13 protein-coding genes, 3 tRNA genes and 2 pseudogenes are annotated in these 14,127 nt (G+C 64.9%); 7 read left to right on the top strand and 11 right to left on the bottom strand.

What is annotated here, in order from left to right; genetic code table 11:
* Positions 1–57 precede the first annotated feature (57 nt).
* The 5 genes and pseudogenes from OMP44_RS07000 to OMP44_RS06985 all read right to left on the bottom strand — a co-directional run bounded on the left by OMP44_RS07000 (position 58) and on the right by OMP44_RS06985 (position 5,402).
* Positions 58–1,524, bottom strand: a complete 1,467-nt coding sequence (locus OMP44_RS07000) for a chemotaxis protein CheW (RefSeq protein WP_252977104.1) — start codon at positions 1,522–1,524, stop codon at positions 58–60.
* Positions 1,521–1,967, bottom strand: a pseudogene (locus OMP44_RS24895) (methyl-accepting chemotaxis protein); the annotation flags it as partial. The pseudogene OMP44_RS24895 and the gene OMP44_RS07000, both read right to left, overlap by 4 nt.
* Before the next feature lie 165 nt (positions 1,968–2,132).
* Positions 2,133–3,995 (bottom strand): annotated as a pseudogene (locus OMP44_RS06995) (PAS domain-containing protein); the annotation flags it as partial.
* A gap of 141 nt (positions 3,996–4,136) precedes the next feature.
* Positions 4,137–4,922 (bottom strand): sulfite exporter TauE/SafE family protein, encoded by a 786-nt coding sequence (locus tag OMP44_RS06990; protein ID WP_280307117.1) that lies wholly within the window; start codon positions 4,920–4,922, stop codon positions 4,137–4,139.
* A 117-nt stretch (positions 4,923–5,039) separates the two neighbouring features.
* Complete coding sequence (locus tag OMP44_RS06985; RefSeq protein WP_280307116.1) at positions 5,040–5,402, bottom strand: hypothetical protein; 363 nt, start codon at positions 5,400–5,402, stop codon at positions 5,040–5,042.
* Positions 5,403–5,568: 166 nt separating this feature from the next.
* Here OMP44_RS06985 and OMP44_RS06980 point away from each other — a divergent pair, with 166 nt between their 5' ends.
* From OMP44_RS06980 to OMP44_RS06970, 3 genes are all read left to right on the top strand, one after another.
* Positions 5,569–5,772 carry a hypothetical protein gene (locus OMP44_RS06980; RefSeq protein WP_133859334.1) on the top strand — a complete coding sequence of 68 codons (204 nt, stop codon included), beginning with the start codon at positions 5,569–5,571 and terminating at the stop codon, positions 5,770–5,772.
* 75 nt (positions 5,773–5,847) lie between these two features.
* Positions 5,848–5,976, top strand: a complete 129-nt coding sequence (locus tag OMP44_RS06975; RefSeq protein ID WP_260175664.1) for a hypothetical protein — start codon at positions 5,848–5,850, stop codon at positions 5,974–5,976.
* A gap of 178 nt (positions 5,977–6,154) precedes the next feature.
* A complete protein-coding gene (locus OMP44_RS06970) occupies positions 6,155–6,340 on the top strand; it encodes a hypothetical protein (protein ID WP_133859335.1) in 186 nt (61 codons plus the stop codon).
* Between the two features lie 95 nt (positions 6,341–6,435).
* On the opposite strand, the gene OMP44_RS06965 is transcribed toward OMP44_RS06970, so the two are convergent.
* The 3 genes from OMP44_RS06965 to OMP44_RS06955 form a co-directional block, all read right to left on the bottom strand.
* Positions 6,436–6,520, bottom strand: a tRNA-Leu gene (locus tag OMP44_RS06965).
* Between the two features lie 51 nt (positions 6,521–6,571).
* Positions 6,572–6,647 (bottom strand) — tRNA-His (locus OMP44_RS06960).
* Positions 6,648–6,682: 35 nt separating this feature from the next.
* Positions 6,683–6,759: transfer RNA gene (locus OMP44_RS06955), tRNA-Arg, on the bottom strand.
* A 247-nt stretch (positions 6,760–7,006) separates the two neighbouring features.
* On the opposite strand from OMP44_RS06955, the gene folD reads away from it, so the two are divergent.
* The gene (gene folD, locus OMP44_RS06950) at positions 7,007–7,861 is read left to right on the top strand and encodes a bifunctional methylenetetrahydrofolate dehydrogenase/methenyltetrahydrofolate cyclohydrolase FolD (protein WP_133859336.1); all 855 of its coding nucleotides are present in this window, start codon (positions 7,007–7,009) and stop codon (positions 7,859–7,861) included.
* A gap of 42 nt (positions 7,862–7,903) precedes the next feature.
* On the opposite strand, the gene OMP44_RS06945 is transcribed toward folD, so the two are convergent.
* On the bottom strand, positions 7,904–8,749 hold the full coding sequence (locus OMP44_RS06945; RefSeq protein WP_371099721.1) for a glycine betaine ABC transporter substrate-binding protein: 846 nt from the start codon (positions 8,747–8,749) through the stop codon (positions 7,904–7,906).
* Between the two features lie 269 nt (positions 8,750–9,018).
* Between OMP44_RS06945 and OMP44_RS06940 the strand changes: the two genes are divergently transcribed.
* Both OMP44_RS06940 and OMP44_RS06935 read left to right on the top strand, forming a co-directional pair.
* Entirely contained in the window at positions 9,019–10,329 is a 1,311-nt protein-coding gene (locus OMP44_RS06940; RefSeq protein WP_280307112.1) for an alpha/beta fold hydrolase family protein, read from the top strand.
* Between the two features lie 97 nt (positions 10,330–10,426).
* On the top strand, positions 10,427–11,143 hold the full coding sequence (locus OMP44_RS06935; RefSeq protein WP_252977306.1) for an MlaA family lipoprotein: 717 nt from the start codon (positions 10,427–10,429) through the stop codon (positions 11,141–11,143).
* 3 nt (positions 11,144–11,146) lie between these two features.
* Here the strand turns inward: OMP44_RS06935 and OMP44_RS06930 are convergent, their stop codons facing one another.
* Positions 11,147–12,283: a patatin-like phospholipase family protein gene (locus OMP44_RS06930; RefSeq protein WP_280307111.1), complete on the bottom strand. Its 1,137-nt coding sequence runs from the start codon at positions 12,281–12,283 to the stop codon at positions 11,147–11,149.
* Positions 12,284–13,219, bottom strand: a complete 936-nt coding sequence (locus OMP44_RS06925) for a lipid A biosynthesis lauroyl acyltransferase (protein WP_280307110.1) — start codon at positions 13,217–13,219, stop codon at positions 12,284–12,286.
* Between the two features lie 151 nt (positions 13,220–13,370).
* On the opposite strand from OMP44_RS06925, the gene minC reads away from it, so the two are divergent.
* Positions 13,371–14,117, top strand: coding sequence for a septum site-determining protein MinC (gene minC / locus OMP44_RS06920; RefSeq protein WP_133859341.1), 747 nt, complete (start codon positions 13,371–13,373; stop codon positions 14,115–14,117).
* Positions 14,118–14,127 lie beyond the last annotated feature (10 nt).

Below are 14,127 nucleotides of genomic sequence, written 5' to 3'. Positions count from 1 at the left end.
GACAAAGCCACGGGTAATCCGTTACCCGACCGTTCGACGAAGCGACGAGCGGTATCGTCAAACGGTCGCAGCCACGCGCTCCGGAAGGGTCTGCCGGGCCTGACCTTCCAGACGTTTCACCAGCGCCCCGAGATCGATCAGGGTCGCCTGGCGACTGTTGCCCGCGGATCCTACGCCCACCCAGCTCTGCGCCCGCTGCGCCGGTACTGCCCCGCCCTCCCCTGGCAACTGCCAGCTGCGCGCCAGGGCATCGGCGCGCAACTCGGTAAAGGCCTCGATGGCCTCGACCCGCTGCACCACGAAACCCAGGCGCTGGCTTTGCCCTTCCACCACGATCACCTGATCGCCGGGACCGGACTCCACCGCTGTCGCACCGGCCAGGGTCCGCAGGCAGACCAGGGTGATCTGCTGGCCGCGGACCTCCATCAATCCCAGCAACCGCGGATCCCGCTGGCCGAGGCGTAGGTAGTGCGCCGGCAGCGGCAAGACCTCCGCCACCTGCTCCAGCGGGACGGCGAACAGCAATTCGGCGAGAAAGGTCAGGCACGGCTGACGGCGGACCTGACGCCGCTCTTCGCGCAGCAGGTCGCGATCGGTGCGATAGATCCGCGCATAGGCCACCGCCGCCTCCTGGCACCCCAGGGCCAGGTGATCGATCACGATGGCCGCCTCGCCCTCCGCGGCGCTGAACACCCCGCGCAACAGCCCGGGCTGCTCCAGCCCGAAGCCAAGCAGCGGCGCGCACTGCGCCGGATCCCGCCGCCACATGCCGAGCAGCCGCTGGAAGCCGAAGGCGACCCGATACTGACCCCGGTCGCCCGCCGCCAGCACCAGCAGCTGCTCATGGTGAGCCTGGGCGGACGTGGCCAGCCCCAGCAGCTCGGACAGCTCCAGCACCGGCAAGGCCTGGCCTCTCAGCTGCACCTGGTAGCGACAGCTGTCGCTGGCGAATTCGCTGGGCGTCAGCTGCGGTCGATCCACCAGCTCCTGAACCACCGCCGCATCCAGGCACAGGCGCCGCCCGTCGCACTCGAACAGCAGATAGAGCCGCTCCGCTTCCGTGCCAATGGCGGCCTGCCGCTGTAGCGGCGGCGGCCTGTCGGCACTGACCTCGAAGCCCGGCAAGGCGGCCAGGGTGTCCAGATCCAGCAGATGGACCAGCCGGCCGCTTTCCGGGCGCAGATGGACGCGCCCCAGCAGGCGCCCGGGCGTCCCCTGCAATTGCACGATGGCGTCATCCGCCAGCTTGAGGATGTCCACCACCCCATCGATGGCCAGGCCGAAGCGTCCCCCCCCATGACGGATCACGGCGATCCGGCGCTCGTGCTCGACCGCCGGCAGCCCCAGCAGGCAATGGCCGTCCACCAGCGGCAGCGGCTGGCCGCCCAGCTCGAAGAGGCCCAGCAACCAGGGCACCGGACTTGGATGAGGCGCCAGGCGCTCCGGCCAGGGCACCACGCGTTCCAGGGCCTGGGCGGACAGCGCGACTTCCAGTTCGCCGATCCGCACCACACCCTGGGTCACGGCCGTCCTCCCCCAACCACCGGCGAAAGGGTGGTGGCCGCGTCCAGTTCCTGGATCAGCTGATTGACCCGCGCCGCATCGTCGAGCTGGGCCGCGGTGGAGCCGTTGATGGCCTCGATGGACTGCTGGGTCTTGCCCACCCCTTCGGCGATCAGGCCGAAGGCCTCGCCCACGCTGCGCGAGATCTCACTGCCCTGGGCGATGCTCTTGACCGACTCCAGGATCAACTTGTTGATCTCCTTGGTCGCCTGGGACGACTTCTCGGCCAGCTTGCGGACCTCATCGGCCACGACCGAGAAGCCCAGGCCGTGCTCGCCGGCGCGAGCCGCCTCGATGGCGGCGTTGAAGGCGAGCATGTTGGTCTGATTGGCGATGTCGCTGATCACCTGGACGATGTCCTGGATGCCTCCGGCCGTGGTACCGATGGCCTCCATGGCGTCCAGCGAGCGGGTCAGGGTCAGGGAACCACGCTCGGCTTCTTCCAGGGTGCGTCGGGCCATGCGGTTGGCGTCGTCGGTGGTCTCGGCGATCTGGTTGATGGAGCGGGTCAGGGCGTGCAGCGAAAGATTCATCTGCTCGATCTTCTGCCGCACGTGCTGTTCCATCTCCACCTGGCGGGTGATGTCGGTGGCGAACTTCACCACCTTGTGCACCTGCCCATCGGCGTCGAAGATGGGGTTGTAGGTGGCCTGGATCCAGATCCGCTGGCCGAACTTGCTCAGCCGCATGAAGCGCCCGCCAAACACCTCGCCCTGGGCCAGCCGCGCCCAGAACTCGCGGTACTCGCCGGAGGCGACGTGCTCCGCCTCGCAGAAGATGCGGTGATGCTGGCCGCGGATCTCCTCCAGCCGATAGCCCAGGGTCGCCAGGAAGTTGCGGTTGGCTTCGAGGATCTTGCCGGTCAGATCGAATTCGATCACCGCCTGGCCGCGGTCGACGGCCGCCACCTTGCCCGCATAATCGCTGTTGCGAATCTGGCTTTCGGTGATGTCCACGGCGAACTTCACCACCTTGCACGGCTTGCCGTCGGCGTCGAAGATCGGGTTGTAGGTGGCCTGGATCCAGATCTCCTCGCCCCGGCTGTTGCGTCTCTTGTACACCCCGGCGTCGAATTCGCCCCGCGCCAATTTATCCCAGAACAGCCGGTACTCCGCCGAGCGGGCATAGTCGTCGGGACAGAAGATGCGGTGATGCTTGCCCACCACTTCATCGGTCTGGTAACCCAGGGCCAGCAGGAAGTTGCGGTTGGCGGCGAGCACCGTGCCGTCGAGGGAGAATTCGGCGATGGCCTGGGATCGGTCGATGGCCGCCACCTTGCCCTCGTAATCGCTGTTGCGCAGCTGAGTCTCGGTGACGTCGCTGGCGAACTTGACCACCTTGTACGGCTTGCCCTCAGCATCGAGGATGGGGTTGTAGGTGGCCTGGATCCACACCTGGCGGCCGTCGCTGGCGCGTCTCTTGTACAGCCCGGCATCGAAGTCGCCGCGGCCGAGCTTTTCCCAGAACAGCCGATAGCCTGGCGAGCGGGCATGCTCGGGCTCACAGAAGATCCGGTGATGCTTGCCGCGCACCTCGTCCAGGCTGTAACCCAGAGCCGACAGGAAGTTCTCGTTGGCCGTCAGGATGTTGCCGTGCAGATCGAATTCGATCACCGCCTGGGCACGGTCGATGGCGGCCATCTTGCCTGCGAATTCGGCGGCCTGCAGTTGCGCATCGGTCACATCGGTGGCGAACTTCACCACCTTGTAGGGTCGACCGTCGCTGTCGAGGATGGGGTTGTAGGTGGCCTGGATCCAGATCGGCCGGCCATCGCGGCGGATGCGCTTGTAGACCCCGGTATCGAAGACACCCTGCCCCAGGCGATTCCACAGCAGGGCGTACTCCGCCGAACGCGCGTATTCGGCCGGGCACATCAGGCTGTGATGACGCCCGCGCAACTCGTCCAGCGCATAGCCGGTCATGCCGAGGAAGTTGTCATTGGCCCAGAGCACGTTGCCCTGCAGATCGAATTCGATCACCGCCTGGGAGCGATGGATGGCTTCGATCTTGCCTTCGTACTCGACCGCCTGCAGCCGCGTCTCGGTGATGTCGGTGGCGAACTTGATGATGCGCTGCGGGCGCCCCTGCGCATCCAGCAACGGATTGTAGGTGGCGCGAATCCACCTCAGAGTGCCGTCCTTGTGCTTGCGGCGATAGACACCGCTGTGGAACTCGCCGCGCGCCAACGCCGCCCAGAAGTCCTGATAGTCCTCGCTCTCCGCCACCCCGGGCGGGCAGAACAGGCGGTGCTGCCGCCCGCTGATCTCGTCGAGGCGATAGCCGAAGGTCTGCAGGAAGTTGTCGTTGGCGTGAAGGATCGTGCCCTGCAGATCGAATTCGATCACCGCCAGGGAGCGGTCCAGCGCCTGGCGCAGGGCGTGATAGGCAGAGGCATCGTCGACAGCGGCGGATTCGGCAGAGGCGGAAAACATGGGCAGCTCCAGGAGAGAACTCGGCGAACAGGTTATCGGCAATCGCGATAACAAATTGAACACCGTCTATCCTAGAGATGTTTTCTCCTGGCGGATTGCCAGTAGTCGTCCGATGAACGACCTTAAGTTTCCCCCCGACGTTCAGACCACCAGCTTGGCGCCTATGACCAGCAGCATGACCGCCAGACAGGGCCGCAGCACGCCATCCGGTACGCGTCCGGAGAGATGGCTGCCCAGGAAAATCCCCGGCAAGGACCCCAGCAGCAGAAAGCCCAGGACATGCCAGTCCAGATTGCCCAACCCGGCGTGACCGAGTCCCGCCACCAGCGTCAGGGGGACCGCATGGGCGATCTCGGTACCGACCAGGCGCCGGGTCGCCATCAGCGGATAGAGCAGGAACAGCGCCACCGTGCCCAGGGCCCCAGCGCCGATGGAAGTCAGGGTCACCATGAAGCCCAGCACTGCGCCGGTAAGCACCGTCAGGGCATTGAGCCGCCTGGCACTCAGGTGAAATCTGTCGCTGGCATGGCGGCTGGCAAAGGCGAAGATCTGCTTTTTGAAGAGAATGGCCAGGGCCGTCAAAAGCAGCACGATGCCCAGGGCATGCTTGATGAGGGCATTGGTGGCGTGCTGATCACCGGGCAGCAGCGCCAGGGCGAGTAGCGTCAGGGCGGCAGTGGGTACGCTACCGGCGGCCAGCCAGCCGGTCACCGTCCAGTCGATGTTGCGGTTGCGCTGGTGGACGAAGACGCCGCCCGCCTTGGTGATGGCGGCATAGAGCAGATCGGTGCCTACCGCTGCCGCGGGATTGATCCCGAACCAGAGCAGGATGGGGGTCATCAGCGAGCCACCACCCACGCCCGTCATGCCAACGATGAAGCCAACCACCAGCCCCGCGATCACGAAGCCCAACGCCTCTACTTCCATTACAGCCCCAATTGCCGTTGTCGGCTCATTTTGCGGCCGCACAGAATAACCACTCAGGTTAGACCGACCTATATTGAAAGGGTCTTTGCTTATAACCGATAACACTAAACTCTCGGGTTAGCGGCTCTGGTGGGCATTCAGATAGGCCGCGACCTCTTCGTCGCCATAGCCGGCGCGCCGGGCATGCGCCTCGATGGCGGCACGGCAGGCGGGATCGTTAACGGTCGCCGGCATGACGGTGCCGCAGGGCGCCAGGCTCGCCTGCGCCAGGAAGCTCTCGAGACCCTGCTTGTGTTCGTCCGCGACCGAATGGGTACCCGTGGTGGGTGCGTGGGCCGCTACCGGGGGCGTGGTGGTCGCCACCACGGCTGGCACACTGCTGGTCGAATCGCTACGGTGGGTGGTTGCCACTGCAGCCACTACCAGCAGGCCGAAACCTGCGGTCAACACCAGCAACTTGCGAGTTGAAGTCCCGCTCATGATTTCTTCTTCCCTATGAAAAAGCTGACAGCTCGGACCTGAAAACGACATGAGCTGCCGAAAGTCCGACTTTTAACCAATCAAGTCAGACAATATTTTTCCAGTCTGTGTTCAGTCAAAGGCGGCGCATGCCACACTCGGCGGTATCAGGAGACAGGAGCGGCTCATGCAGCACAAGGATTTCATCGGCCCCCGGTTGCGCCAGCTCAGCGCGGACCTTTCGCTCGCCGATCGTCTGGCGGAGAGTGCCCAGGTCGATCTCAATGCCGACCTGAAACGCCGGGTCCGGGAAGACCTCGAACGGGCGTTGCGCGAGGTCGGTCAGCTCAGCGAAGAGCAGACCCTCTGGCTGAACTGGGCGACCAGCTAACCCGGCACGCCCGCCGTCGTCGCGCTGTAACGCGCGGCTGCTATCTGTAGCGGCAGCCATCCTCTGGAGCCGAGCATGAAAGCGGAATACGAAATCAGTGACGACATCGCCCACTTCGTCGGGGGCGCCTTGATCAGCCTGGTGCTGCTCAGTGGCGGAGCCATCGGCGGCGCCCTGTTCCTGCTGGCCGAGACCTTCAACTGACCGTTTGTCGCCAGTCGCGCCGCTCCCGCAGCAGCTGCGAGGCCGTCCTTGACCGGGTCAGTGTTCGACCGCGCAGCCGTCACTCGCCCCGAATCCGCCCGCATCTTGCATTACCCGCCCGCCGCATTAGTCTTGAAAGTGCCAATAACAATTAGTGCAGACGGCAAGAGGTCGGATCATGCGCACCCAACTGACCCGCTCGATCACCCTGTTCGACAGCCCGGATCATCAGCCTGCGACGGCAGAGGTCTCCTCCGCGCCGGGCAATCGCAAGCGCAACCTGCAGAGGTGGACCAAGACCCTGGTGTTCGGCACCTCGTTCGCCGTCGCGCTCTGTGCGCCGCTGCTGCGGCATCTGCACTGAGACCGGGTACCAGCACTGGACGCCCGCTGGCCGCCACCTGAATCCCAGGCACAAAAAAACCGGCGCTGGGCCGGTCTTCTGCTGTGCATCTTGATTGGTGCGGACGGAGAGACTCGAACTCTCACACCTTGCGGCGCCAGAACCTAAATCTGGTGTGTCTACCAATTCCACCACGTCCGCGAGACGCTTGAAAGACGAACGCCAGACACGAGGTCTGGCGTTCGCTGAATATGGGGTGGACGATGGGAATCGAACCCACGACACCAGGAGCCACAATCCTGTGCTCTACCAACTGAGCTACGCCCACCATATCTTACGTGCTTGCCGTCGCCGAACCGCCAATGGCGCGCCCGGCAGGACTCGAACCTGCGACCATCCGCTTAGAAGGCGGATGCTCTATCCAGCTGAGCTACGGGCGCCTGTTACGGCAGCTGCCCTAGCAGAGACTTCCTTGGTGAGAAGCCTCTTGCCTGGCCCTTGTCAGTGACTTGGGCTGTGCTCGGCAAGCGGGGCGAATGTTATAAAGCTCCCGCCGGCCCGTCAACTAATTTTTAAAAAATTTTTAAGCAGAAGAATGAGTTAGCCGCCGCAGAGGCTTCTCTGTTGCCAGCGGGCCCGTCCATGCGAAAATAGCCGACCTCTTTCCGTCACCACCAGAAATCGCCCATGACCGCCCAACTGATCGACGGCAAGTCCATTGCCGCCCGCCTGCGCCAGGATATTGCCCAGCGAGTCTCTCAACGTCGTAGCGCCGGACTGCGCGCCCCTGGCCTCGCCGTCATCCTGGTCGGCACCGATCCCGCCTCGAGCGTCTATGTGGCGCACAAGCGCAAGGATTGCGAAGAGGTCGGTTTCGACTCCTATGCCCATGACCTGCCGGCCAGCACTACCCAGGCAGAACTGGAAGCCCTGATCGACCGGCTCAACGACGACACCAGCGTCGACGGCATCCTGCTGCAGTTGCCGCTGCCCGCGCACCTGGATGCCACCCAGCTGCTGGAACGCATCCGCACCGACAAGGACGTCGACGGCTTCCATCCCTACAACCTGGGTCGTCTGGCACAGCGCAATCCCCAGCTGCGCCCCTGCACGCCCAAGGGCATCATGACCCTGCTGCACAGCACCGGCGTCGACCTCTATGGGCTGGATGCGGTGGTGGTCGGCGCCTCCAACATCGTCGGTCGGCCCATGGCGCTGGAACTGTTGCTGGCCGGGTGCACCGCCACCGTGACCCACAGATTCACCCGCTCCCTCGAACACCACGTCAGCCAGGCCGATCTGGTGGTCGTCGCCGTGGGCAAGCCGGGACTGGTCAAGGGTGAATGGATCAAACCCGGCGCCATCGTCATCGACGTGGGCATCAACCGCCAGGCCGATGGCCGTCTGGTGGGCGACGTGGAATTCGACAGTGCCTGCGAGCGCGCCAGCTGGATCACTCCGGTTCCCGGTGGCGTCGGCCCGATGACGCGCGCCTGCCTGCTGGAAAACACGCTGTACGCGGCCGAGCAGCTGCACAGCTAGCAAAACGGGCCCCGCAGGGCCCGTTTTTCATTCAGCCAACCCTCAGGGCAGCCAGGACTTCACGCGATCCGGATGGGCAGCGATCCAGGCCTTGGCGGCCTCTTCCGGCTTCTTGCCCTCTTCCACGGCCAGCATCACCTCATTCACCTCACCCGGCTGCCAGGCGAACTTCTTCAGGAAGTCCCAGACCGGCTTGGCCTTGGCTTCCAGCGCGGGGTTGGCCACGGTGTCCACGTGCTCGGAGCCGCCGAACACACCCTTGGGATCTTCGAGGAACTTCAGCTTCCATTTGGCGAACATCCAGTGCGGCACCCAGCCCGTCACCACGACCGGTTTCTGGTCCTTCTCGGCCCGGGTCAGCTCGGCGATCATGCCGCTACCGGAACTGGCCACCAGCTTGTAGTCCAGGCCATAGTCCTTGATCGCCTGGTCGGCCTTGAGCATGACCCCGGCACCGGCGTCGATACCGACGATCCGACCACCGAAGTCGGCCTTCTGCGCCTGCAGATCGGCGATGCTGTTGGCCTTGACGTACTCCGGCACGATCAGACCGATCTTGGCATCGGGGGTGTTGACGTTCAGATCGACCACCTGGTCCTTCATCTTCTCGTAGTAGGCGCCATGGGTGACCGGCAACCAGGCGGACAGCATGGCGTCGAGCTTGCCGCGCGCCACGCCCTGCCACATGATGCCGGCGGCCACCGGCATGAGCTTGACCTCGTAGCCCAGATTCTGGCGGATCACTTCAGCTGCGGTATGGGTGGTGGCCACGCTATCGGCCCAGCCATCGACGTAGCCGATGGTGATTTCGGGCTTGGCCGCCTGGGCCAGGCTCATGGCCGAGGTCAGCGCGACACCGAGTCCTATTCCCAACAGTTTCTTCACCATGCTCATGCAGCAGTCCTCTCGCTATGGAAGTCGGGCGGTTGCCCCACCCCCATCATTCGGGCAATGCAAGATGGCCACTACCGTCTGGGCGACGCATAACGACCGGTTAGCGACAGGAGCTGAACTTTTCACGACATGCGATGTCGCTTGACGCAGCCCGGCGACCGCTCTGTAATCGACGCCGCGCAGAAACCTGCACCTGCCGATGCAACCTATTGGCGGGCCGTTGTCTTACCTACGCTCTCAAGCCCTCTGAAAGGACTCTGTCCATGCGTCTTTCGTTGCGCGTCGCCGCCCTGCTGGGCGCGCTGTTTTCCGGTCTCTGGGGTACCGCGCACGCGGCCGCCGAAGTGGATGCCGCCACCTATGGCTATCCACTAGTCAATCCTTTCGAAGCCACCATCGTCACCACGCCGGAAAAATTCCGTCCCGAGCTGCCGCCTGAAAGCACCATCGACCAGGATGACTACAGCCTCAACTTGCGTCCGGAACGGGAATACCAGCTGCCCGGCAACTTCTGGCCGGTGAAGAAATTCCACTACCGTCTTGCCCGCCAGGACCATCCGGCACCGCTGATCTTCCTGATCGCCGGTACCGGGGCCAACTACTCCTCGAGTACCCAGGAATACCTCAAGCGGCTGTATTACGCGGCCGGTTACCACGTGGTGCAGCTGTCCTCGCCCACCAGCTGGGACTTCATGGTGTCGGTGTCGCGCACCGCTACCCCGGGCTACACCCCGCACGATGCCGAGGATCTCTATCGCGCCATGCAGGCGGTACGCGCCCAGCATCCCAAGCTGCCGGTCACCGACTACTACCTGACCGGCTACAGCCTGGGCGGCCTGGACGCCGCCTTCGTCTCCTACCTGGACGAGAGCCAGCGCAGCTTCAACTTCAAGAAGGTGCTGATGGTCAATCCGCCGGTCAATCTGCTGACCTCGGTACGCAACCTGGATCGCCTGGTGCAGACCGAGGTGAGGGGCGTGACCAACAACCGCACCTTCTACGAGCTGATCCTGTCGAAGCTGACCCGCTACTTCCAGGAGAAGGGCTACGTCGACTTCAACGACGCCGTGGTGCGCGATTTCCAGCGCTCGCCGGAGCGACTGAGCAACGAAGAACTGGCCATGCTGATCGGCTCGTCCTTCCGCTTCTCGGCGGCTGACATCGCCTTCACGTCCGACCTGATCAACCGCCGCGGCCTGATCACCCCGCCGACCTACCCCATCAGCGAGGGCACCAGCCTGACGCGCTTCTTCGCCCGTTCGCTGCAGTGCGATTTCGACTGCTACATGACCGAGCAGGTAATGCCGTTCTGGCAGAAGAACTTCAAGGGGCAGAACCTCGACGATCTGGCGCGCAAGTCCAGCCTCGTCGCGCTGGAAGACTACCTGAAGAGCAGCCCGAAGATCGGCGTCATGCACAATGCCGACGACATCATCCTCGGCCCGGGCGACCTTGGTTTCCTGCGCAAGACCTTTGGCGATCGCTTGACCGTCTATCCCCACGGCGGCCATTGCGGCAATCTCAACTACCGCGTCAACGCGAACGCCATGCTGGAGTTCTTCGCCCGTGGTTAAGTCCCTGCTCGCTCTCCTCCTGATGGCCAGTGCCTCGGTCTTCGCCGCCGAATCGAGTCCGCCGCCCTCCTCGACCCTGACCATCGGCTCGGACACCATGCCGGCCGCGCCGGTGGGCGCCGATGGCTTCAGCAATCCGCTGTCGACCCTCAAGTACAACCCGGGTCTGGACCAGCGCGAATTCGAACGGGCGTCCCTGGTCGCCCTGGACGTCTACGATCCCTTCGAATCCTGGAATCGCCACGTCTACCACTTCAACTATCGGCTGGACGAGTGGGTCCTGCTGCCGGTGGTCAACGGCTACCGCTGGATCACCCCGCGCTTCGTACGTTCGGGCGTGAGCAACTTCTTCAGCAACCTGGGCGACGTCAACAACCTGCTCAACAGCGTGCTGCAGTTCAAGGGCCGCCGCGCCCTGGACACCACCGGCCGCCTGCTGCTCAACACCACCATCGGGGTGTTCGGCCTGTGGGACCCGGCGACTCGCGTCGGGCTGATCAAGCAGCCGGAAGACTTCGGCCAGACGCTGGGCTTCTATGGGGTTGGCAATGGCCCCTACCTGATGCTGCCGGTCCTCGGCCCGTCCAACCTGCGCGATACCGGCGGTCTGGCGGTGGATTTTGCCGCTGAAGCCCAGGTGAACTTCCTCAACGTCAGCGACGAAAGCGGTCGTCATCCGGAGATCATGGTGCTGCGCGGCATCAACCTCAGGTACGTGACCGACATGAGATACGGCCAGCTCAACTCGCCCTTCGAGTACGAGAAGATCCGCTATTTCTACACCAAGGCGCGGGAACTGCAGATCGCCGAATAAGGCCTAGGCGCGGGCGAGAAAGGTCTGGAGTTCGGGCAGGCGGGCCAGGGCATCGGTCCGCCCCAGCGCCATGAGTTCCTGGCAGTAGGCCGCCTCGAACAGCAGATAGCTGAGCAGCGCGCTGCCCGAGGGGCGATTCACCCCGACTCCCCGTAGCAACTGCCGCAACGCCGGTGGCAGGCGTTTGCGGTGCCGGGTGGCGATGTCCGCCAGCGGCTGGCTGGGCGAGATCACCAGCATGTCCACGGGACGGCAGAAGCGTCCGCTGACCGGGTCCCCTGCCGGCAGGGCGCTACTCAGCAGATTGAGGCGCCGGAGGGTTTCGGTATCGCTGTCCAGGGCATCGACGAAGGTGCTGTTGAGCAGATGACCGCCGATCTGCGCCACCGTCGGCGGCCGACCCTGCAGTCCGTGCTCGTGACCCCCAGGCGCGCCGAGTCCGATCACCAGGATACGCTCCGCCCCCAGATGCAGCGCCGGACTGATGGGCGCCGTCTGCCGTACCGAACCGTCGCCCAGGAACTCCCGCCCGACCTTCACCGGCGGAAAGAACAGTGGAATGGCCGTGCTGGCCAGCAAATGGTCGACCGCCAGCCGTGCCGGCACCCCGACGCGCCGATGACGAAACCAGGGATCGAGCGCGCCATGACTCTGGTAGAAGGTCATCGCCTGGCCCGAGGCATAGCCGAAGGCCGTGACCGCCACGGCTCGCAGGGCGCGCTGGCGCAAGGCCGCGGTGATCCCGGAGAAATCCAGCTCGCGGCTGAGCAGCGCCCGCAGGGGCGCGTTATCGAGCAGGGCCAGCGGTTCCTGGCGCCAGGCGCCGAACAGCGTCTGCAGGCCGAAACGCGCGGCCTGGCGGCTCGCCCCGGCCCAGTCGCTGCGATAGATCATCGCCGTTTCCAGGCTCGACCAGACCGCCGCCAGGCGATCCACCGCACGGCCGAAATCCAGGGCGCCGCAGCCCAGCACGGCGGCGTTGAGCGCGCCCGCCGAGGTAGCGACGAGGATCGGGAAGGGATTCTCGGAACGGACCGCCAGGGTATCGGCCACCACCTGCAGCACCCCGACCTGATAGGCGGCCCGCGCGCCACCGCCGGCCAGAATCAGCCCGGTGCGCCGCTCGCCGCCCAGACTCATCTAGCGCTTCTTCTTCGGATAGAGCTTTGGCTCGCCGGGCGGACGGGTCTTGAACCGCCGATGGGCCCAGAGGTACTGCTCGGGCAACTCGCTGACGCAGCGCTCGACCCAGTGATTGATGCGCAGGCAGTCGGCTTCCTCGCTCTCGCCAGGGAAGTCGGCCAGCGGCGGATGAACGACCAGGCGATAGCCCGAACCGTCCGCCAGGCGCTCCTGGGTGAAGGGCAGCACCCGTGCGCGCCCCAGGCGGGCGAACTTGGTGGTGGCCGTTACCGTGGCTGCCTGGATGCCGAACAGCGGCACGAACAGACTCTGCTTGGCGCCGTAGTCCTGGTCGGGCGCATACCAGATGGCCCGTCCGGCGCGCAGTACCTTGAGCATGGCGCGGACGTCCTCGCGCTCGATGGCAGTGGCGTCCTGGTTGTGGCGCTCGCGACCGCGGCGCTGGATGAAGTCGAACACCGGATTCTTGTGCTGGCGGTACATGCCATCGATGGTGTGCCGCTGCCCGAGCAGCGCCGCGCCGATTTCCAGGGTGGTGAAATGCAGCGCCATGAGGATCACCCCCTGACCTTCGCGCTGAGCGGCCTGCAGGTGCTCGAGGCCTTCGATATGGGCCAGGCGGGCCAGGCGCTGCCGCGGCCACCACCAGCTCATGGCCATCTCCAGCAGGGCCATGGCGCTGCTGGCGAAGTTGCGCCTCAGCAGGCGATCGCGTGCCCGCTCGTCGAGCCGGGGAAAGCAGAGTTCCAGATTGCGGCGGGCGATGGCGCGGCGCTGACCGGCGACGTGATAGAAGAGCCAGCCGAGTCCCTGGCCGAATCGCAGCAGCACGGCATAGGGCAGTTGCACCAGCAGCCAGAGCAGCCCCAGCCCCAGCCAGAGCGGCCAATAACGTGGATTGAGAAAGGCGAGGCGGAAAGACGGCCGCTCCATCGGAACTCCTGCATGAAAAAGTCGCGCCATTCTACAGGGCTCGCGCAGATTTCCCGTAGCCTTCACAGTCATGGTCCCCCAGACCCGGTGAGGGTTGCGACACGCCGGGCATCCCGCTATAAGTCCCGCCATCCAAGCACAAGTACCCACCATGACCGCAGCCGATCCTTCCGAAAGCGACTCCGTCTTCCAGCTCAAGGGCAACATGCTCGCCGTGACCGTGCTGGAGCTTCTCCGCAACGACCTGGGGCGCCTGGACCGGCAACTGGCCCAGAAGGTCGCCCAGGCCCCCAACTTCTTCCAGGAAACGCCGCTGGTACTGGGCCTCGACAAGCTCGCCGAGGATGCCGGCCCGCTCGACCTGGGCGCCCTCCTCGACCTCTGCCGCCGGCACGGCCTGCGCACCCTGGCCCTGCGCGCCAGTCGCAGCGGGGATCTGGCCGCCGCCAACGACTACGACCTGCCGATCCTGCCAGTCAGTTCCGGCGGGCGTGAACGCCAGGTCGAACCGCGCGATCGCGAGCCGGTCAAGCCGGCGGAACCGCCTAAACCGGCCGCACCGACGATCAATCCGACCAAGATCATCACCGCCCCGGTGCGCGGCGGTGTGCAGCTCTATGCCCCGGCCGGTGACCTAGTGGTGCTGGCGCCGGTCAGCCCGGGCGCCGAATTGCTCGCCGACGGCAACATCCATGTCTACGGCCCCATGCGCGGCCGAGCGCTGGCCGGGGTAAAAGGTGATACTAAAGCGCGGATTTTCTGCCAGCAGCTGACCGCGGAACTGCTCTCCATCGCTGGCCAGTACAAGGTCGCCGAGGACCTGCGACGCCATCCACAATGGGGCAATCCGGTACAGGTCAGTCTGGTGGGAGATGTGTTGAACATCACCCGTCTTTGACGGATACTTC

The organism is Pseudomonas flavocrustae, from assembly GCF_029872515.1.
GTDB classification, from domain to species: Bacteria; Pseudomonadota; Gammaproteobacteria; order Pseudomonadales; family Pseudomonadaceae; genus Chryseomonas; species Chryseomonas aestiva.
Note: the sequence above shows the minus strand (reverse complement) of the source record. Positions and strands in the feature narration are given on the sequence as shown.

Bases quoted from the DNA above. Each gene is read 5' to 3' on its own strand.
- OMP44_RS06940 (WP_280307112.1), top strand. From the start codon at position 9,019: ATGCGTCTTTCGTTGCGCGTCGCCGCCCTGCTGGGCGCGCTGTTTTCC.
- OMP44_RS06945 (WP_371099721.1), bottom strand. From the start codon at position 8,749: ATGGTGAAGAAACTGTTGGGAATAGGACTCGGTGTCGCGCTGACCTCG.
- OMP44_RS06980 (WP_133859334.1), top strand. From the start codon at position 5,569: ATGCAGCACAAGGATTTCATCGGCCCCCGGTTGCGCCAGCTCAGCGCG.
- OMP44_RS06985 (WP_280307116.1), bottom strand. From the start codon at position 5,402: ATGAGCGGGACTTCAACTCGCAAGTTGCTGGTGTTGACCGCAGGTTTC.
- OMP44_RS06930 (WP_280307111.1), bottom strand. From the start codon at position 12,283: ATGAGTCTGGGCGGCGAGCGGCGCACCGGGCTGATTCTGGCCGGCGGT.
- OMP44_RS06975 (WP_260175664.1), top strand. From the start codon at position 5,848: ATGAAAGCGGAATACGAAATCAGTGACGACATCGCCCACTTCGTCGGG.
- minC (WP_133859341.1), top strand. From the start codon at position 13,371: ATGACCGCAGCCGATCCTTCCGAAAGCGACTCCGTCTTCCAGCTCAAG.
- OMP44_RS06935 (WP_252977306.1), top strand. From the start codon at position 10,427: ATGCCGGCCGCGCCGGTGGGCGCCGATGGCTTCAGCAATCCGCTGTCG.
- folD (WP_133859336.1), top strand. From the start codon at position 7,007: ATGACCGCCCAACTGATCGACGGCAAGTCCATTGCCGCCCGCCTGCGC.
- OMP44_RS06990 (WP_280307117.1), bottom strand. From the start codon at position 4,922: ATGGAAGTAGAGGCGTTGGGCTTCGTGATCGCGGGGCTGGTGGTTGGC.
- OMP44_RS06925 (WP_280307110.1), bottom strand. From the start codon at position 13,219: ATGGAGCGGCCGTCTTTCCGCCTCGCCTTTCTCAATCCACGTTATTGG.
- OMP44_RS06970 (WP_133859335.1), top strand. From the start codon at position 6,155: ATGCGCACCCAACTGACCCGCTCGATCACCCTGTTCGACAGCCCGGAT.